This is a genomic window from Streptomyces sp. NRRL B-1347, assembly GCF_000720325.1.
Classification (GTDB): domain Bacteria; phylum Actinomycetota; class Actinomycetes; order Streptomycetales; family Streptomycetaceae; genus Streptomyces.
Window position 1 is genome coordinate 67,567 of sequence record NZ_JOJM01000017.1, and the last position, 19,392, is coordinate 86,958.

General features: G+C 72.3%; 13 protein-coding genes and 1 pseudogene. 6 read left to right on the forward strand and 8 right to left on the reverse strand.

The features are described from left to right. Window positions 1-49 precede the first annotated feature (49 nt). From hisC to IG74_RS0116880, 6 genes are all read left to right on the forward strand, one after another. Entirely contained in the window at window positions 50-1,129 is a 1,080-nt protein-coding gene (gene hisC / locus IG74_RS0116855; RefSeq protein ID WP_030677006.1) for a histidinol-phosphate transaminase, read from the forward strand. A 418-nt stretch (window positions 1,130-1,547) separates the two neighbouring features. Further along, window positions 1,548-3,089, forward strand: coding sequence for a cytochrome ubiquinol oxidase subunit I (locus IG74_RS0116860; protein WP_030677009.1), 1,542 nt, complete (start codon window positions 1,548-1,550; stop codon window positions 3,087-3,089). 14 nt (window positions 3,090-3,103) lie between these two features. After that, window positions 3,104-4,123 (forward strand): cytochrome d ubiquinol oxidase subunit II, encoded by a 1,020-nt coding sequence (gene cydB / locus IG74_RS0116865; RefSeq protein ID WP_030677012.1) that lies wholly within the window; start codon window positions 3,104-3,106, stop codon window positions 4,121-4,123. A 65-nt stretch (window positions 4,124-4,188) separates the two neighbouring features. After that, a complete protein-coding gene (gene cydD, locus IG74_RS0116870; RefSeq protein WP_037825572.1) occupies window positions 4,189-7,917 on the forward strand; it encodes a thiol reductant ABC exporter subunit CydD in 3,729 nt (1,242 codons plus the stop codon). A gap of 241 nt (window positions 7,918-8,158) precedes the next feature. Continuing rightward, window positions 8,159-9,919 carry a GAF domain-containing protein gene (locus IG74_RS0116875; RefSeq protein WP_051854961.1) on the forward strand — a complete coding sequence of 587 codons (1,761 nt, stop codon included), beginning with the start codon at window positions 8,159-8,161 and terminating at the stop codon, window positions 9,917-9,919. A gap of 125 nt (window positions 9,920-10,044) precedes the next feature. Then, window positions 10,045-11,154: a M23 family metallopeptidase gene (locus IG74_RS0116880; RefSeq protein ID WP_030677022.1), complete on the forward strand. Its 1,110-nt coding sequence runs from the start codon at window positions 10,045-10,047 to the stop codon at window positions 11,152-11,154. Window positions 11,155-11,250: 96 nt separating this feature from the next. Here the strand turns inward: IG74_RS0116880 and IG74_RS0116885 are convergent, their stop codons facing one another. The 8 genes and pseudogenes from IG74_RS0116885 to IG74_RS0116920 form a co-directional block, all read right to left on the reverse strand. Continuing rightward, entirely contained in the window at window positions 11,251-12,135 is an 885-nt protein-coding gene (locus tag IG74_RS0116885; protein WP_030677026.1) for an HAD hydrolase family protein, read from the reverse strand. Between the two features lie 122 nt (window positions 12,136-12,257). Beyond that, window positions 12,258-13,160, reverse strand: coding sequence for an LLM class flavin-dependent oxidoreductase (locus IG74_RS0116890; protein ID WP_030677029.1), 903 nt, complete (start codon window positions 13,158-13,160; stop codon window positions 12,258-12,260). A 105-nt stretch (window positions 13,161-13,265) separates the two neighbouring features. Next, window positions 13,266-13,712, reverse strand: coding sequence for a hypothetical protein (locus IG74_RS0116895; protein ID WP_030677032.1), 447 nt, complete (start codon window positions 13,710-13,712; stop codon window positions 13,266-13,268). Between the two features lie 79 nt (window positions 13,713-13,791). Beyond that, window positions 13,792-14,331: pseudogene (locus tag IG74_RS0116900) on the reverse strand (RNA 2'-phosphotransferase); the annotation flags it as partial. A 318-nt stretch (window positions 14,332-14,649) separates the two neighbouring features. Beyond that, entirely contained in the window at window positions 14,650-15,582 is a 933-nt protein-coding gene (locus IG74_RS0116905; RefSeq protein ID WP_030677037.1) for a MerR family transcriptional regulator, read from the reverse strand. Between the two features lie 157 nt (window positions 15,583-15,739). Continuing rightward, on the reverse strand, window positions 15,740-16,672 hold the full coding sequence (locus IG74_RS0116910; protein ID WP_030677042.1) for a metal-dependent hydrolase: 933 nt from the start codon (window positions 16,670-16,672) through the stop codon (window positions 15,740-15,742). After that, complete coding sequence (locus IG74_RS0116915) at window positions 16,669-18,444, reverse strand: SDR family oxidoreductase (RefSeq protein ID WP_030677044.1); 1,776 nt, start codon at window positions 18,442-18,444, stop codon at window positions 16,669-16,671. The genes IG74_RS0116910 and IG74_RS0116915 overlap by 4 nt, the downstream gene beginning before the upstream one ends. Beyond that, window positions 18,441-19,301 (reverse strand): M24 family metallopeptidase, encoded by an 861-nt coding sequence (locus IG74_RS0116920; RefSeq protein WP_030677046.1) that lies wholly within the window; start codon window positions 19,299-19,301, stop codon window positions 18,441-18,443. The genes IG74_RS0116915 and IG74_RS0116920 overlap by 4 nt, the downstream gene beginning before the upstream one ends. Window positions 19,302-19,392 lie beyond the last annotated feature (91 nt).

Consider the following 19,392-nt stretch of genomic DNA (forward strand, 5'->3'; position numbering starts at 1 on the left):
TCATAAGGTGAGAATCATTGAAGGCCGGATGATCACAAGGAGGACCGCGGTGAGCGAGACGAGCCCGAGGCTGCGCGCCGAGTTGGAGGGCATTCCCACCTACAAGCCGGGCAAGCCCGCCGCGGCCGAGGGCCAGCAGGCGTACAAGCTGTCCTCGAACGAGAACCCCTACCCGCCGCTGCCGGGCGTCCTTGAGACCGCGATGGAGACCGTGCGGTCCTTCAACCGGTACCCGGACATGGCCTGTACGGGGCTGATGAGCGAGCTGGCCGACCGGTTCGGGGTGCCCGTGTCGCACGTGGCGACGGGCACCGGCTCCGTCGGCGTCGCCCAGCAGCTGATCCAGGCCACGTCGGGCCCCGGCGACGAGGTGATCTACGCCTGGCGGTCCTTCGAGGCGTACCCGATCATCACGCAGATCAGCGGGGCCACGTCGGTGCGGGTGCCGCTGACCTCCGGGGAGGTGCACGACCTCGACGCGATGGCGGCGGCCATCACCGACCGCACCCGCCTGATCTTCGTCTGCAACCCCAACAACCCGACCGGCACCGCGGTCCGCAGGGCCGAGCTCGAGCGCTTCCTCGACGCGGTGCCGAGCGACATCCTTGTCGTACTCGACGAGGCCTACCGCGAGTTCGTCAGGGATCCGGAGGTCCCCGACGGCGTCGAGCTCTACCGCGACCGGCCGAACGTCTGCGTCCTGCGGACCTTCTCCAAGGCGTACGGCCTGGCGGGCCTGCGCGTCGGCTTCGCGATCGCGCACGAGCCGGTGGCGGCCGCGCTGCGCAAGACGGCGGTGCCCTTCGGGGTCAGCCAGCTCGCCCAGGACGCGGCGGTGGCCTCGCTGCGGGCGGAGGACGAGCTGCTCGGCCGGGTCGGCGTGCTGGTGGGTGAGCGCACGCGCGTCCTGGAGGGGCTGCGGGAGCAGGGCTGGACGGTGCCGGACACGCAGGCGAACTTCGTGTGGCTGCGGACCGGTGACCGGACCGTGGACTTCGCCGGGGTGTGCGAGCAGGCCGGCGTCACCGTGCGGCCGTTCCCGGGCGAGGGCGTCCGCGTCACGATCGGTGAGGTGGAGGCCAACGACATCTTCCTGAAGGTGGCGGAGGCGTTCCGCAAGGAGCTCTAGGCCTCCGGCCGGATCTGCTCGGTCCGGCCCTCACGCCCCGCGTGGACCGTCGTGTCCGCGCGGGGCGTTCTTGTTGCCGCCGAGAGCCTCGCCGGCGTTCACGGATCGGTATTCGCGCAGGTCACGGCAGAGATGCCCGTACGGCCTCGCGCGGGCCCGCGAGGCTCGCACAGGGCCGTACGGGCAGCCATGGGGCCCTACCGCTCGCCGTGGCAGGGCCGAACGGCCCCATCCGCGATCTCGTCGCTTACCCCGTTCCCTGCGGTAACCGGACCCCCCTTTCAAGCCTCGCAAGGCAGTACGACATAATGCTTGTGAATGTGAACGCGTTCACAAGCGTGTCCCACTTGCTCCGCAGATGTCTATGACATAAGGGGCAAACTGCCGCTATGACGACGGCACGTAAGGAGAAGTCGACGTGGACCTGGCTCTAGCGCCGGAAACACTGGCGCGATGGCAGTTCGGCATCACCACCGTCTACCACTTCCTCTTCGTCCCCCTGACGATCTCCCTGGCCGCCCTCACGGCGATCCTTGAGACGGCCTGGGTGCGGACGGGCAAGGAGCACTACCTCAGAGCCACCAAGTTCTGGGGCAAGCTGTTCCTGATCAACATCGCGATGGGTGTCGTCACCGGCATCGTGCAGGAGTTCCAGTTCGGCATGAACTGGTCCGACTATTCACGGTTCGTCGGGGACGTCTTCGGCGCTCCGCTCGCCTTCGAGGCCCTGATCGCCTTCTTCTTCGAGTCGACCTTCATCGGTCTGTGGATCTTCGGCTGGGACAAGCTTCCGAAGAAGCTGCACTGCGCGACGATCTGGATGGTGTCGATCGGCACGATCCTCTCGGCGTACTTCATCATCGCCGCGAACGCCTTTATGCAGCACCCGGTGGGCTACAGGATCGTCGAGCGGGACGGCAAGAAGCGCGCCGAGCTCACCGACTTCGCCAAGGTGCTGTTCCAGGAGACGACGCTCGTCAACTTCTTCCACGTCATCGCGGCGACCATCCTGGTCGGCGGCGCGTTCATGACCGGCATCGCCATCTTCCACCTGCGCAAGAAGCGGCACGTCCGCACGATGCGGATGTCGCTGCGGCTCGGCCTGGTGACCGCGTTCGTCGGCACCCTGCTCACCGTGATCAGTGCCGACACCCTCGGCAAGGTCATGTACGAGCAGCAGCCGATGAAGATGTCGGCCGCCGAGGCCCTGTGGGAGTCCGAGAAGCCCGCGCCGTTCTCGCTGTTCGCCTACGGAGATGTCGCCAAGGGCCACAACAAGGTCGCCATAGAGATCCCCGGGGTCCTCTCCTTCCTCGCCAAGAACAACTTCAGCGCGGAGATCCCCGGCATCAACGACCTCAACAAGGAGGCGCAGGACAAGTTCGGCCCCGGTGACTACCGGCCCAACATCCCCACCACCTACTGGTCCTACCGCTGGATGATCGGCTTCGGTGGCGTCTCCATGGCGCTGTGCACCGCCGGACTCTGGCTCACCAGGCGGAAGCTCTGGCTCGCCCCGGAGCACCGCACGGGCGACGAAGAAGTGCCGAAGCTGATGCTCACCAAGAACAAGGAGCTGGCGCCGAAGCTCGGCAACTGGTGGTGGCGCCTGTCGCAGTGGACGCTGATCTTCCCGCTCATCGGCACCGCCTGGGGCTGGATCTTCACCGAGACGGGCCGGCAGCCCTGGGTGGTCTACGGCGTCCTGAAGACCGAGGACGCGGTCTCCCCCGGGGTCTCGCAGGGTGAGGTGCTCACCTCGCTGATCGTCTTCACGCTGATCTACGCGATCCTCGCCGTGGTCGAGGTCAAGCTGCTGCTCAAGTACGTGCGGAAGGGCCCGCCCGAGCTCACCGAGGCCGACCTCAACCCGCCCACCAAGATCGGCGGCCCGCCCGGTGGCGGCACCGGCACGGACGCCGACGCCGATGCCGACCGGCCCATGGCCTTCTCGTACTAAGGAGCTGGGCGCACATGGAACTGCACGACGTCTGGTTCGTCCTGATCGCCGTCCTGTGGATCGGCTACTTCTTCCTCGAAGGCTTCGACTTCGGGGTCGGGGTCCTCACCAAGCTGCTCGCCCGTGACCGGGTCGAGAAGCGGGTGCTCATCAACACCATCGGCCCGGTCTGGGACGGCAACGAGGTGTGGCTGCTCTCGGCGGGCGGCGCGACCTTCGCCGCCTTCCCCGAGTGGTACGCGACGCTCTTCTCCGGCTTCTATCTGCCGCTGCTGCTCATCCTGGTCTGCCTGATCGTGCGCGGCGTCGCCTTCGAGTACCGGGCGAAGCGGCCCGAGGAGCGCTGGCAGACCAACTGGGAGCACGCGATCTTCTGGACGTCGCTGCTTCCGGCGTTCCTGTGGGGCGTGGCCTTCGGCAACATCGTGCGCGGCGTGAAGATCGACGCGCAGAAGGAGTACGTGGGCAACGTCTGGGACCTGCTCAATCCGTACGCGATCCTCGGCGGTCTGGTCACGCTGACGCTCTTCACCTTCCACGGCACGGTGTTCACGGCGCTCAAGACGGTGGGTGACATCCGGATGCGGGCCCGCAAGCTCGCGGTCGTGCTCGGGCTCGTCACGGCGGCGCTCGCGCTCGGCTTCCTCATCTGGACGCAGCTGGACAACGGCGACGGCAAGAGCCTGGTCGCACTGCTCATCGCCGTCGTGGCGCTCGTGGCAGCGATCGGGGCGATCCAACTCGGCCGTGAAGGCTGGTCATTCGCTCTGTCCGGCGTCACGATCGTCGCCGCCGTCGCGATGCTGTTCCTGACGCTCTTCCCGAACGTCATGCCGTCGTCGCTGAACGAGGACTGGAGCCTCACGGTCACCAACGCCTCGTCGACGCCCTACACCCTGAAGATCATGACCTGGTGCGCGGGCATCGCGACGCCCGTCGTGCTGCTCTACCAGTCGTGGACGTACTGGGTGTTCCGCAAGCGCATCGGTACGCAGCACATCGCTCCCGACCTCCCGGTCGGCGGCGCCCACTAGTCCATGACCGCGTCCGCCGCGGCAACTGGCCCTGCTTCCCCGGTCCTTGGGAGGGTGTGTTTCACGTGAAACCGATCGACCCGCGCCTGCTCCGGTACGCCCGTGCCACCCGCTTCTTCCTGGCCGCGGTGGTGGCTCTCGGCCTCGCCGGGGCGGGGCTCGTCGTGGCCCAGGCGATGCTCATCGCCGAGATCGTGGTGGGCTCCTTCCAGCGCGGGCTCTCGGTGGGCGAGTTGCACACCCCGATCCTGCTGCTCACGGCGGTCGCCGTGGGCCGGGGGACCGTGGCCTGGCTGACCGAACTCGCCGCGCACCGGGCCAGCGCGGCGGTCAAGTCGGAGCTGCGGCGTCGGCTCGTCGAGCGGGCCGGAGCGCTGGGGCCGGGGTGGCTGACCGGCCAGCGGACGGGTTCGCTGATCAACCTGGCCACCCGGGGCGTGGACGCGCTCGACGACTACTTCTCGCGCTATCTGCCGCAGCTCGGGCTCGCGGTGGTGGTCCCGGTGGCGGTGCTCGCCCGCGTCGTCACCGAGGACTGGGTGTCGGCGGCGATCATCACCGGCACGCTGCCGCTGATCCCGGTCTTCATGATCCTGATCGGCTGGGCGACCCAGGCCCGGATGGACCGCCAGTGGCGGCTCCTCTCGCGGCTGTCGGGGCACTTCCTGGACGTGGTCGCGGGGCTGCCGACGCTCAAGGTGTTCGGCCGTGCCAAGGCGCAGGCCGAGGCGATCCGCAAGATCACCGGGGAGTACCGGCGGGCGACCATGCGGACGCTGCGCATCGCCTTCCTGTCGTCGTTCGCCCTGGAACTGCTCGCCACGATCTCCGTGGCCCTGGTGGCGGTCACCATCGGCATGCGGCTCGTCCACGGCGACATGGCGCTGTACGACGGCCTGGTCATCCTGATCCTCGCGCCCGAGGCGTACTTGCCGCTGCGGCAGGTCGGCGCGCGGTACCACGCGGCGGCCGAGGGGCTCGCTGCGGCGGAGGAGATCTTCGAGGTCCTGGAGACGCCTGTCCCGGCCGGGGGAAGCGGGCCGGTGCCCGTGGGCCCGCTGCACGTGGAGAACCTGGGCGTCCGCTACCCGGGCCGGGCGGTGGACGCCGTCAGCGGGGTCTCGTTCACCGTCGGGCGCGGGGAGACCGTGGCCCTGGTCGGGCCCAGCGGCTCCGGCAAGTCGACCCTCCTGAACGCGCTGCTCGGTTTCGTCGAGCCCACCGTGGGGCGGGTGCGGGTCGGCGACGCGGACCTGGCGGACGTGTCCCTGGAGGAGTGGCGGGAGCAGGTGGCGTGGGTGCCGCAGCGGCCGCACCTCTTCGCGGGGTCCATCGCCGACAACGTACGGCTCGCGCGGCCGGACGCGGCGGACGGGGCCGTGCGGGACGCCCTGCGCGCGGCCGGGGCGCTGGAGTTCGTGGACGCCCTGCCGCTGGGGGCGGAGACCGCCCTCGGCGAGGACGGGGCCGGGCTCTCCGCCGGGCAGCGGCAACGGGTCGCGCTGGCGCGGGCGTTCCTCGCGGACCGGCCCGTGGTGCTGCTCGACGAGCCGACCGCCGCGCTCGACGGGGCGACCGAGGCAGGGGTCGTCGAGGCGGTGCGGCGCCTTGCGGTGGGGCGGACCGTGGTGCTTGTCGTGCACCGGCCCGCGCTGCTGGCCGTCGCGGACCGGGTGGTCCGGGTGGGGGGCTCCGAAACGGCGGGCCCGCGCGAGGCGTTGGGCGCACCCGCGCTGACCGGCGGCGCGATGACCCTCGACGGGGGCTGCGCTGTCGCTTCCGACGGGGACCGTGCTGTCCTGTCCGACAGGGACCACGCTGTCACTTCCGACGGGGACCGTGCTGTCCTGTCCGACAGGGACCCCGCTGTCACTTCCGACGGGGACGCTGCCGGCGCTCTCGACGGGGATCGTGCCGGCGCTCTCTACGAGGGTGCCGTGGAGCCCGGTGAGCGGTCGGCCGGGTGGGTGGGCTCCCGCCCGCGGAGCGGCGTCCTCGCGCGCGTGCGGGCCGTGGCGCGTCCCCGTAGGGGCCGCCTCGCGCTCGCGCTGCTGCTCGGCAGCCTCGCGCTCGGCAGTGCCGTCGGCCTGATGGCCACCTCCGGCTGGCTGATCTCACGGGCCTCGGAGCAGCCTCCCGTGATGCACCTGATGATCGCCGTCACGGCGACCCGTGCCTTCGGCATCGGACGCGCCTGCTTCCGCTACGCCGAGCGCCTGGTGTCGCACGACGCGGTGCTGCGGATGCTGGCCGACATGCGGGTCACCGTGTTCCGGCGCCTGGAGCGGCTCGCGCCCGCGGGCCTGCGCGGGACGCGCCGCGGCGACCTCCTTTCCCGGCTCGTCGCCGACGTGGACGCCCTCCAGGGCTACTGGCTGCGCTGGCTCCTTCCGGTGGGCGCCGCCGCGGTCGTGAGCGCGGGAGCGGTCGGTTTCACCGCCTGGCTGCTGCCGGAGGCGGGCGCGGTGCTCGCCGTCGGCCTGCTGGTCGCCGGGGTCGGGGTGCCGCTGGTGAGCGGCGCCGTGGCCCGCCGTGCGGAGCGGAAGCTGGCCCCCGCGCGCGGGGTGCTCGCCACTCGCGTGGCCGATCTGCTCATGGGGACGGCCGAGTTGACCGTCGCGGGTGCGCTGCGGCGCCGTACCGCGCACGTCGGGGACGCCGACGCCGAGCTGACCCGGATCGCGTCCCGCACGGCGAGCGCCACCGCGCTCGGCGACGGCCTTGCCGCGCTCGCGACGGGGCTCACCGTGGCCGCCGCCGCGGTCGTCGGCGTTCAGGGCGTGCACGACGGACGGCTCAGCGGCGTCGCGCTCGCCGTGGTCGTCCTGACGCCGCTCGCCGCGTTCGAGGCCGTGATGGGGCTGCCGCTCGCCGTGCAGTACCGCCAGCGCGTCAAGAAGAGCGCCGAGCGGGTCCACGAGGTCCTGGACGCGCCCGACCCGCTGCCGGACCTCGCATCGGGGTCGTCGGCCGCTCCCGACCGGGGACCGGCGTCCTCGGCTGCTCCCGGCCGCGGGCGGCCCCAGGTGCCCGGGTCGCCCTTCCCGCTGCGTCTCGATGGGCTGCGGGTCCGCTACGAGAGGCAGGAGCGGGACGCGCTCGCGGGCGTGTCCCTGGCTCTCGAACGCGGTCGCCGCGTGGCCGTCGTCGGCCCCTCCGGCTCCGGCAAGACCACGCTCGCCCACGTCCTGCTGCGCTTCCTGGGCGCGTACGAGGGGACGTACGCCATCGGCGGCACCGACACCTCCCGGCTCGACGGTGACGACGTGCGGCGCCTGGTCGGCCTGTGCGCGCAGGACGCGCACGTGTTCGACAGCTCCGTGCGCGAGAACCTGCTGCTCGCCCGCAGGGAAGCGAGCGACGACGAGCTCTACGGGGCGCTGGCGCGGGCCCGGCTCGACGGCTGGGTGCGGTCCCTGCCCGACGGTCTGGACACGCTCGTCGGCGAACACGGGGCCCGTCTCTCCGGAGGCCAGCGACAGCGGCTCGCGCTGGCCCGCGCGCTGCTCGCGGACTTCCCCGTCCTCGTCCTCGACGAGCCCGCCGAACACCTCGACCTGCCGACCGCCGACGCCCTCACCGCCGATCTGCTCGCGGCCACCGAGGGGCGGACGACCCTGCTCATCACGCACCGTCTCGCCGGACTGGACAAAGTTGACGAGGTGATCGTCCTGGAGGCCGGTCACGTCGTGCAGCGCGGCGCGTACGAGGAGCTGGTGGCCGTCGACGGTCCGCTGCGGCGGATGCGGGAGCGCGAGGCGGCGGCGGACCTGCTGACGCACGCGGTGGGCTGACGTCGTGGGGCCGGGGCCCATGCCGGTGCCTGGTCCGGGGCTGGATCCGGGGCTGCATCCGGGGGCAGGCCCGAGGACAGGCCCGGGGTCTGGGCCGAGGCCAGGCCCGGGGTCCGGGCCGAGCCCGGGTGCGGGGCGGCGGCCCGCACCGCCGCCTCGGCGTGCCACGGCAAAACGGACTAACTACGCTCAAGGCATGCCCGTCCCCCCGGCCTCCGCCGCGCCGCCGCCTCCCGAAGGCATGTCGGCCCCGGCAGACGTGGCCGGGCGCGGGACGGACCCGTCCGGAAGCCCCGCCGACCCGGCCGAGGCCGCCGCGCGGGCCGGCCGCAGCCTTGAAGGCCTCTCCACGGAGCTCACCGCGCGCGTACCGCAGCTCCTGGAGGCGATGCGGTCCGTCGGCACGGGACTGGAACTGCACACCACCCTGGACCGCATCTGCGAGACCGCGGCCAAGCTGACGAACGCCCGCTATGCCGCGATCGGCGTCGTGGCCGAGGACGGCGAGGGGCTCTCGGACTTCGTCTCCCACGGCATCGACGAGACCACTGCCGAGCGCATCGGGCACCTGCCCGACGGCCACCGCGGGCTGCTCGGCGCGCTCATCCACCAGCCCGAGACGCTGTGCCTCGCCGACCTCTCCACCGACCCGCGCTCCTGCGGCTTCCCCGCCCACCACCCGCCGATGCGCACCTTCCTGGGGGTGCCGATCCGCGTCCAGGGCGAGATCTTCGGGAACCTGTACCTCACGGAGAAGCGCGTCGGGCCCGCGCCCGGGGAGGCCGCGGAGTTCAACGACTACGACGTGCACATGGTGCGGGTCCTCGCCACGGAGGCGGGCATCGCGATCGGCAACGCCCGCCTGTACGAGGCGGCCAAGCAGCGCGAGCGGTGGATCGACGGCTCCGTGGCGGTCACCACGGCGCTGCTCTCGGGCTCCGACGCCGAGGACGCCCTCGCGGTCGTCGCGGAGCAGGCCCGGCACCTCGCGGACTCGGCGGCCGGGATCGTGCTGCTCCCGGACGACGAGGGCGGCATGGAGATCGTCGCCGTCTCCGCCGCCGAGCCCAGCGGCGCGCTCGGCGTGACCGTCCCTCCGGAGAGCCGCATCATCTCCGACCTCCTCGACGGGCAGGCGGTGTTCATCGACGACGCGGCCACCGATCCGCGCATCATGACGGACCTCGCGCGCGGGTACGGCCCCGTGATGATGCTGCCCCTCCAGAGCGACGGCCGGGTCCTGGGGACCCTCGTCACGCCCCGCGCGCGGGGCGGACGGCCGTTCACCGAGACGGAACGGACGCTCGCCACCCAGTTCGCCTCACAGGCCGCGCTCGCCCTGATGATGGCCGAGGCACAGCGCGACCGGGAGCGGCTCGCGGTGTACGAGGACCGCGACCGCATCGCCCGCGACCTGCACGACCTGGTCATCCAACGGCTCTTCGCCACCGGGATGATGCTGGAGAGCGCCCAGCGCCGGTCCGTGGTGCCCGAGGTGGTGCGGGGCGTCGGCAAGGCCGTCGACGAGCTGGACGTGACCATCCAGGAGATCCGCACCGCGATCTTCGCGCTCCAGCAGGGGCCCGCCGAGGCTCCTTCGGGGCTGCGGACGCGGGTCCTGCGCGAGATCAACATGGCGGCCGTGCCCCTCGGCTTCAAGCCCTCGCACCGCTTCCTGGGGCCCGTCGACACGGTCGTCGGCGAGCTCACCGGCAAGAACCTCATCGCGGCCCTGCGCGAGGCCCTGTCGAACGCGTTCCGGCACGCGGGCGCCGACCGCATCGACGTCGTCGTCGACGCCACCCTCGTGCTGCCCGACGGCCGCAAGGGCGTACGCCTGACGGTGGCCGACGACGGCGTGGGCATCCCCGAGGGCGGCCGCCGCAGCGGCCTGAAGAACCTCAAGCGGCGGGCCGAGTCCCTGGGCGGCACGAGTTGGTACGGGCCGGGCATCGGCGAGGACGGCGGCGGCACGACGGTGGTGTGGCAGGCACCGCACTGAGGCCCTGCCCGGGCTCGGCCCGGCCGCTGATCGGCGGTACGCGGGTGCACCGTAAGGGTCACCCGGTCCCCCGCGCGTACGAGTCCGCCGGGCGACACGCGCGCGCGGGGGCAACGATCCGAGTCATGTGTGCCCGCCCGAGCCGCCTTCGCACCCGCACCCGCCGCCCGCGGCGCCTGGTCGCCGTGCCGGTCCTGCTGTGCGCGCTCATCACCCTGGGCCCGCCGCCCACCGCGAACGCCGACGGGACCGACGGGACAGACGGCCCCGACGGGTCGGGCACCAGCGCCGAGGTGGTCCGCCTCTACGAAGAGGCGTCGAAGGCCACCGAGCGCTACGAGACGGAGCGCCGCGCCGCCGACGTACAGCGCGGCCGCGTCAAGGAGCTCGACCGGCTGCTCGCCGACGAGCGCTACCAGGTCGCCGTGCTGCACGAGGACCTCGGCCGGATGGCCAGCGCGCAGTACCGCACCGGCGGCGGTCTGCCGCTCACCGCGCGGCTGCTGCTCGCGGACAGCCCCGACGAACTGCTGCGCGGCAGGCGCGCCCTGGGCCAGGCGGACCTCGCCGTCACCAACGCCGTCGCCAAGACCCAGCGGGCCGCCTCCCGGCTCACGACCGCCAGGCGGTCGGCGGAGCGGGCGCGCGGCGTCCTCGACCGGCGCACGGCACGCCTCGCCCGCCTGAAGCGGGACATCGAGACGAAGCTGGAGACGGCGCGCTGGACCCTCCAGGGCGAGGCCGACGAGGCCGTCGCGGCCGGTCAGTGCCGGGGCGCCGTCCGTCTTGAGCAGCCGGAACCGGACGCCACGCGCGCGTGGGTGCCGCCCGTGGAGACGTACGAGCTGTCCGCGGGCTTCGACAGCGCGGGCGAGCGGTGGGCGCGCCGGCACACGGGGCAGGACTTCGCCGTCGACATCGGCGCCCCGGTGCGGTCGGTGGGCGAGGGGCGCGTGGTGCGGGTCGCCTGCGGCGGGGCCTTCGGCATCGAGGTCGTGGTGCGCCACCCGGACGGCTACTACACGCAGTACGCGCACCTGGCGGCCGTGACCGTCGATCAGGGGGACGCGGTGCGCGCCGGGCAGTGGGTCGGGCAGGCGGGCACGACCGGCAACTCGACGGGGCCGCACCTGCACTTCGAGTCCCGCCTCACGCCGGACCTGGGCTCGGGCGTGGACCCGGCGAAGTGGCTGGCCGAGCGCGGGGTGAACCTGGAATCGGCCTCTACGGAGTGATCGGGCGTGCGGGCTGACGGGCCCTGCGGGCTGATGGGCAGCCCTAGGGGCTGATCGGCCTCTCCCCTTGTTAACCGGCTTTGTTAACCGGCTTCGTTAACCGGCCTCTACGGAGAGGCGGTCCGCCAGGATGCGTTCGATGACGACCGCCACGCCGTCCTCGTTGTTGGCGACCGTACGGCCCGACGCGGCGGCAATCACGTCGGGGTGGGCGTTGCCCATCGCGTACGACGCTCCGGCCCAGGAGAGCATCTCCACGTCGTTCGGCATGTCTCCGAAGGCCACGACCTCGGCAGGGGAGATGCCGCGCTCGGCGCAGCACAGCGCGAGGGTGCCCGCCTTGGTGACGCCGGGGGCGCTGATCTCCAGGAGGGCGGTCGGGCTGGAGCGGGTGATCTCGGCGCGCCCGCCCGCGGCCTCGCGCGCGAGGGCCAGGAAGTCGTCCGGCGCCATCTCGGGGTGGTGGGCGAGCAGCTTGAGGATGGGCTCGTCCGCGCAGGCGGCGTCCGCCATGAGGAGCTTCTCGACGGGTGCCACGCTGCACGCGGGGTCCATGCGCAGCGGCGGGTACTCCGGCTCGTGGTGCACCCCGCCCGTCCGGTCGACGGCGAAGGACGTGCCGGGGGCGGCGGCGCGGAGCAGTTCGACGACCTCGAGGGCGTTCGGCGCGGCCAGGCCCCGCACCTTGGTGAAGCGGTGCGCGCCGGGGCCGCCGTGCAGGTCGACGACCGCCGCGCCGTTCGCGCAGATCGCCAGGCCGTGGCCGTGCACGTGGTCGGCGACCACGTTCATCCAGCGAGCCGGGCGCCCGGTCACGAAGAAGACCTCGATCCCGGCCGTCTCGGCGGCGGCGAGCGCGGCGACCGTGCGCTCGGACACGGACTTGTCGTCACGCAGCAGCGTGCCGTCCAGGTCCGTGGCGATCAGCCGGGGCGGTACGGAAGGGGCCGGGGTCCGGGTCCGGGCGGTAGCTGAGGTCACGTAGGTGATTGTCCCGCATATGCGCGCACGGGTGTGTGGCGGGGCGCACATTTGAGTACAACGCGCCCCCGTGCGCCCCGCCCGTACCCCGGGCTACGGCGGACGAGCCCCTTCCGCGGCGGCTACAGCTGCGCCAGCGCCTCCGTCGCGATGCGCTCGAAGACCTTCTCGTCCGCGGCGAAGTCCGTGCCGGGCAGCGGCCAGTGCAGCACGATCTCGTCGAAGCCGAGCGCGGCGTGCTTGCCCGCGAACTCCACGAAGGCGTCGAAGGACTCCAGCGGCCGGTCCGGCGTGAAGCCGGTGAGCAGGATCTTGTCCAGCTCGCCGGCGTCGCGGCCGGTCTGCTCGCAGGCGGCGCCGAGGCGGTCGACCTGGCCGCGGATGGCCTCCAGGGACTCCTCGGGGGTACCGGTCGCGTAGATCTTCGGGTCGCCGGTGGTCACCCAGGCCTGGCCGTGCTCGGCGGCGAGCTTCAGGCCGCGCGGCCCGGTCGCGGCGACCGCGAACGGCAGCCGGGGGCGCTGCACGCAGCCCGGGATGTTCCGCGCCTCGTGCGCCGCGTAGTGCTTGCCCTCGTACGTCACCGAGTCCTCGGTGAGCAGACGGTCGAGCAGCGGCAGGAACTCCCCGAAGTGGTCCGCGCGTTCACGGGGTGTCCAGGGTTCCTCGTCGGCGCGGCGCAGCGCGGTGGCGTCGAAGCCGTTGCCGCCCGCGCCGATGCCGAGGGTGATCCGTCCGTTCGACACGTCGTCCAGCGTGATCAGCTCCTTGGCGAGCGTGACCGGGTGCCGGAAGTTCGGCGAGGTCACGAGCGTGCCCAGGCGCATGCGCTCGGTGGCGGCCGCGGCGGCGGTCAGCGTGGGCACCGCGCCGAACCACGGCCCGTCGCGGAAGGTCCGCCAGGAGAGGTGGTCGTAGGTGTACGCGGTGTGGAAGCCCAGCTCCTCAGCGCGCTGCCAGCGCTCCTTGCCGCCTTCGTGCCAGCGGCTCACGGGCAGGATCACGGTGCTCAGACGCAGACTCATGCGTTCGAGCGTACGGCGGCCCGGGACGGGCCCCGGCCCGTGGGCCGGACGCCTTCGCGGGCCCGGCCGTGCCCGCTGCCAGGCACTTCGACCCGCCCCTCGGCCTCAGCGGACCTTTCCGCTGAGCCAGGGAGTGAGCGAGATCATGGGGATGAGCTCCTTGTACGTCGCGTCCCCGGGCAGCGGTACGACCAGCCAGTAGCCGGGCGGGAAGCGCCGCCCCTTGACGTACGCCAGGCCGCCGAAGACGGACCGCAGGAAGGGCGGCACGTGGTCGCGCGGCACGTCGTGGCACTCGACGCCGTCGACGTCGATCAAGGCGTCGTCGTCGGGGTAGAGCCGCACGGACACCCGCGGGGAGCCGCCGAACTCCACGAACGCCTCGTGCGGCAGCGAGCCGTCCGCGTCGGTGGTCACGGCGACTCCGGCCGCGGTGCGGCGGGACGTCCGGTCGGCACCTATGTCGTGGCCGACCTCGATCTCCAGGTGGTACTCGCGGGCTATCTCCCGCAGTGCCCTCACGGCGGCCTCGGTGCTGTGCAGATGCTCCATACCCATCGATCTTGCCTGGTCAGGGCCCGTCGTGCCGAGCCCCGGGGGCCGGTCGGTCCGAGCGCGACGGCCGGGCAGGTCAGTGCGGTGCGGGGAAGCGCAGATAACGGGCGGGCACGGCGGCGGTGAGCCAGACGCCGTTGGCACTGACGTGGAAGACGTGGCCGTCGCGGTGCATCGCGCCGGAGTCGACGGAGAGGACGACGGGCCGGCCGCGCCGCGCTCCCACCCGCGTGGCCGTCTCGCGGTCGGGCGAGAGGTGGACCGCGTGCCGGTCCATCGGCCGCAGGCCCTCGGCACGGATCGCGGGGAGGCTGCGGGCCACCGTGCCGTGGAAGAGGTACGCGGGCGGGACGGCAGGGGGCAGCTGGAGGTCCACGGCGACGGAGTGGCCCTGGTTGGCGCGGATCCGGTCGCCGTCGACCGTGAACCGCCGCTTGTCGTTGGTGGCCACCACGTGGTCGAGCTCGGCCCGGGTGAAGCGGAACCCGTGCGCCGCGGCGGCCTCGATCAGCGTGCCGATGGCGACCCAGCCGCTGTCGTCGAGCGTGATCCCGATGCGCTCGGGCTGATGCCGCAGGTGCTTCGACAGGTATTTCGACACCTTTACGGTGCGCTGGTCGCCCGGAGGCCGGTCGCCTGGAGGTCGGTTGCCCGGAGGCTGGTCGCCCGGAGGTCGGCCTCCGGAAGGCCGGTCGTCGGAAGGGCGGGTGCCCGAGGGCCGGGTGCCGGAAGACCAGTCGTCCGGAGTGCGATCGTCCAGAGGTCGCCCTTCCGGAGCTTGTCCTTCTTTCATCTCTTCAGAGTCGCGGTCCACCGTTCTCCACGCACTCGGTTTTCTGCCATGGACTTTTCATCGAGGAATTCCGCTTTCCATGTTTGATCCACAGACAAGTCTGGTTATCCACAGGCCACTTGGGAATTCTGTGGACAACTCTCAGGTGAAAGGAGGCTTTTGGGGAACTATGCCGGAATCACCCTGACTTGAGGTGAGTGCGTCCAATGTCCTGCCGTGCAGTTCGCGTTCGGCCGCCGCCGTGATGAACGCGGCCGCGTTCTCCTGCCCAACCAGGGCCTGGACCGCGTCCATTGTGCTGGCGGGAAGCGCCACGTACTGGAGCTCGTCACGCCGCTGCGGAGGCTCCTCCGCGGCCAGATGACGGCGGAGGTGGCGGGTGGCGAACAGGCGCATGGCGCGGGCCAGTTCCGCGTCGACCGACTTCTGCGCGAGCGGCCTCAGTCTGCGGATGAGCGAGGCCGCCTCCGCCGCGTCCGCCTCGCTCGGCGGATGGTTTCCCAGATACCGCGCGAAGACGTGCTCATTCGTGAACTCCAGGAAACGCGCCGCTATGTGCTCGACCTGCCCCCGCAACTCCCGCAAATGCCCGGAGATCGCCGACAGCGGGACACCCGCCGCGTGCAACTCGGCCGCCACCGCGAGCTCCTGGGGGCTCGGCACCAGGAACTCGTCGTCCGTGCCCGGCAGCGGTTCGAGCACGCCGAGCGCCACGGCGTCCGCGACCGCCGCGGCGTCCGGAGTACCGCCGAACGCCGCCTCAAGCTCCGCACGGGTGATCCGGTCGGCCTTCTCGTCCGTCCACGGCCCGTCGACCTCGGCGACCAGGCCCAGCACACCGCCGAGGCCCCGGCCCGCGTCCCAGGCTTCGAGCAGCTCCTTGATGGAGGCCAGGGTGTACCCCCGGTCGAGCAGGTCGGCGATCTGCCGCAGCCGCGCCAGATGGGCGTCGCCGTACACATTGGACCGCCCGCGCCGCTCAGGGCGGGGGAGCAGACCGCGGTCCTGATAGGCCCGGATGGTGCGCACCGTGGCACCGCTGTGGTGGGCGAGATCCTCTATGCGGTACTCCACCCGGGGCGCGCCCGCCGGCTCCGCCCGGGGCGCGCTCGGCGGCTCCGCCCGGGGCGCACCCGGCGCCGAGGCGCGGGCTTCCTCCCTGCGCTCGTCCAACGCTCCCCCGTCCCTTCCCGGTGGCCCGGTGGCCCCATGGCCCCGGCCGTGCTCGGCGCTACGCGATGGCCGCCCGTCCGGCCGCCGCCACCGCGGACCGCGCGGCGGGCGACCAGGCCAGGTACTCGACGGCCTTGCGCAGCGAACCCTCCTGCGACGGATGGTACGACCGCCGCAGATAGCGGGGCACGGCCGCGCCTATCTGCCGCCAGGTCGGCAGCAGCCCCTTCCGGACCGCCCTGTGGTGCGCGAGCAGCGAGTACCGCAGTCGTCCCGCGAGCCGCGGATCGTGGCGGACGAGATACGCGGCACCCCACAGCCACAGGTACAGCATCACCGGGGCCGTGACCGTCATGCCCGCCACCCGGCGCACGTACCGGGGAGCTCCGGTGCCGCCGCAGTGCTGGTACATGTCGAAGGCGACCGAGCGGTGCTCGACCTCCTCCGCGCCGTGCCAGCGCAGCAGGTCCAGCATGACCTCGTCCGCCCGGGCCCGGTCGAGGCCCTCCGCGTGCAGCACCCAGTCGCCGAGCACCGCGGTGAACTGCTCGATGGCCGCGACGATCGCGAGGCGGAAGCGCAGCCACTCCTGCGTGGGCACGGGCGCGCCCAGCGGCGGCCGCTCACCGAGGAGCTTCTCGAACAGGAAGTCCACGTACTTCGTGAACCCGGTGGTGTCCAGGCGCTGCGCGGCCAGGTGATCGAGCACGTACGCGTGCTGCACGCTGTGCGTGGCCTCCTGCCCCATGAACCCCTTGACGTCCGCGCGCAGCACCGGATCGGTGATCAGCGGCAGGCCCTCCTTGAAGACCTTCACGAACCACCGCTCGCCCGCCGGGAGCAGCAGATGCAGGACGTTGATGACGTGGGTGGCCGTGGGCTCGCCCGGGATCCAGTGCAGCGGGGTGGCGTCCCAGTCGAAGGAGACCCGGCGCGGAACGATCGTGTGGTGCTCCTCGGGGAGCGGCTCGGCGCCGCGCTCCGCGCTCACAGCGGGGGCTCCAGGCGCGCCAGGGCGCGCAGGGCCCTGGGCGCGAAGCGGGACATGAGGTGGGCGCCACGGGCCTCCGGGGTCACCGGCACCACGGCCTGATTGCGGACCACGGCGCGCAGCACGGCGTCGGCGACCTTCTCCGGCGGGTAGTTGCGCAGGCCGTAGAGCCGGGCGGACTTCTTCTGGCGGCGGGCCTCCTCGTCGGCGGAGACCCCGGCGAAGCGGGCCGTCGCCGTGATGTTCGTGTTCACGAAGCCCGGGCAGATGGCGGAGACGCCGATGCCCTGGCCCGCGAGCTCGGCGCGCAGGCACTCGCTGAGCATCAGGACGGCTGCCTTCGACGTGCTGTACGCGGGCAGGGCGCGCGAGGGCTGATAGGCCGCGGCCGACGCGGTGTTCACGATGTGGCCGCCCTGACCGCGCTCGGCCATCTGATTGCCGAAGAGGCGGCAGCCGTGGATGACGCCCCACAGATTGACGTCCAGGACCTTCTTCCAGTCCTCGGCGCTGGTGTCGAGGAAGGCGCCGGAGAGGCCGATGCCCGCGTTGTTCACCAGGACGTCCACCACGCCGTACTCCGTCGCGACCTTCTCGGCGAGCTTCTCCATGGCCTGCTCGTCGCTGACGTCGACCGTCTCGGCCCAGGCCGCGGGGGCGCCGACGAGCCGGGACATCTCGGCGGTGCGGGCCGCGCTCTCCGCGTCCCGGTCGACGGCCACCACGCGCGCGCCCGCCTCGGCGAACGCGAACGCCGTGGCGCGGCCGATGCCGCTGCCCGCGCCCGTGACGAGCACCAGCTGGCCGGAGAACCGGTCGGCGTGCTTGCCGGGAGCCGCGGCCGCGCTCGCCACCGGTGGCACGCCGTCCTCGTGGGTGGTGACGAACTCCGTGATCCAGGCGGCCAGTTGGTCCGGGCGGGTGCGCGGCACCCAGTGTTTGGCGGGCAGCGTGCGCCGGGTCAGCTCCGGGGCCCACTGCTCCAGGTCGTCGTAAAGGCGCTGGGACAGGAAGGCGTCGCCCGCGGGCGTGATGAGCTGCACCGGCGCGTGCGCGTACGCGTCCGCGCGGGGGCGGCGGAGGCGGGCGCGGACGTTGTCGCGGTAGAGCCAGGCGCCGTGCGCGGCGTCCGTCGGCAGGGACGGCGTGGGGTAGCCATCCGCAGGCACCTTCTCCACGCGCTGCAGGATCTTCGGCCAGCGCCGGCCGAGCGGTCCGCGCCAGGCCAGCTCGGGGAGCACCGGGGTGTGCAGCATGTACACGTACCAGGACTTGGCGCCCTGGTTGACGAGCTGGGCGGCCCGGCGCGGGGTCGGGCGGGTCAGGCGCTTCTTGATCCAGTGCCCGAAGTGGTCGAGGGACGGGCCCGACATCGAGGTGAAGGACGCGATCCGGCCCTGGGTGCGCCGGACCGTCACGAACTCCCAGGCCTGCACCGAGCCCCAGTCGTGGCCCACCAGGTGCACCGGCGCGTCCGGGCTGACCGCGTCGGCGACCGCGAGGAAGTCGTCGGTCAGCTTCTCCAGGGTGAAGCCGCCGCGCAGCGGCCTCGGGGCCGTCGACCTGCCGTGGCCGCGCACGTCGTACAGCACCACGTGGAAGCGCTCGGCAAGGCGCGTGGCGACCTCGGACCACACTTCCTTGGAGTCCGGATAGCCGTGCACGAGCAGCACCGTGGGCCGTCCGGCCTCGCCCAGCTCGGCGACGCACAGCTCCACGCCACCGGTGCGCACCCAGCGCTCCCGCGCGCCCTTCAGATCCACGGTCGTCATGCGGCAGCCCTCTCAGCGTCTTCCACGGACCAGCGCCGCACGTGCGGCAGGTCGTCGTCCAGCCAGAACGCGCTCTCCTCGGGATCCTGGGAGTCGGTGACGACCAGGATCTCCTCGAACTTCGCCCCCGTGCCCCGGAATCCGAGGTGCGGCTCGACCGCCCACAGGCCCGGCTGCGGCGGGTGGTCGGAGAACTTGTACGGCGACCACAGGGGCGACCAGCCGTCCCGGTGGCCGCGCAGCGCGTCGCTCGCGAGGCCCTTCAGGGACTGGGTGCCGAAGCCGAAGACGTGCGGCGAGAAGCGGCGCTCCGCGACCCGGTCGACCTTGTGCGCGATGACGCCGAAGGGATACGCGCGATGGCGGTTGGCATACCCCTGGCGGACCATGAGGTGGTCCACGTGCTCGTAGATCTCGCGCAGCGGGCGGCGCTCGCGCACCTCGCGCAGGATCAGCTCGCGGTGCGCCTCCAGGTCGGCGAGGAGCTTGTCGTGCACCGGGTTGAGGCCGAGGCAGCCCGAGTAGCCGATGTCGGCCGTGTAGCCCTCGTACACCGGGGCCATGTCGAGGATGAACGGCATCCCCGGCTCCAGCCTGCGGTGGGTGGGGAAGAACTGGAGGGGGATCCGGAAGTTCACGAACGCCGTGCGGTCGCCGAACCAGGCGAAGGGCAGGTGGAACCAGTCCCGCACGCCCCGCTCGCGCAGCCACACCCGCTGCATCCGCGCCGCCTCGCGCTCCGTCACCCCCGGCTTGAGCTGGGCGGCGACCGCTTCCGCGCATTCGTACGCCAGGGTCTGCACACGGCGGAACCCCCGCAGCTCCGCGGAGAGTTCACCCTTCACTGCTGAGGTCATGCCACCGTCCGTCCCGTGTCCGCCGCACGCGTCACCGCGCCGTCTCCGTACGTGCCCATAACTTGACACTGATGAATGTGACAATGCTTGG

Coding starts and splice junctions, on each gene's coding strand:
- cydB (WP_030677012.1), top strand. CDS start 3,104: ATGGAACTGCACGACGTCTGGTTCGTCCTGATCGCCGTCCTGTGGATC.
- IG74_RS0116875 (WP_051854961.1), top strand. CDS start 8,159: ATGTCGGCCCCGGCAGACGTGGCCGGGCGCGGGACGGACCCGTCCGGA.
- IG74_RS0116880 (WP_030677022.1), top strand. CDS start 10,045: ATGTGTGCCCGCCCGAGCCGCCTTCGCACCCGCACCCGCCGCCCGCGG.
- IG74_RS0116890 (WP_030677029.1), bottom strand. CDS start 13,160: ATGAGTCTGCGTCTGAGCACCGTGATCCTGCCCGTGAGCCGCTGGCAC.
- IG74_RS0116895 (WP_030677032.1), bottom strand. CDS start 13,712: ATGGAGCATCTGCACAGCACCGAGGCCGCCGTGAGGGCACTGCGGGAG.
- IG74_RS0116915 (WP_030677044.1), bottom strand. CDS start 18,444: ATGACGACCGTGGATCTGAAGGGCGCGCGGGAGCGCTGGGTGCGCACC.
- IG74_RS0116920 (WP_030677046.1), bottom strand. CDS start 19,301: ATGACCTCAGCAGTGAAGGGTGAACTCTCCGCGGAGCTGCGGGGGTTC.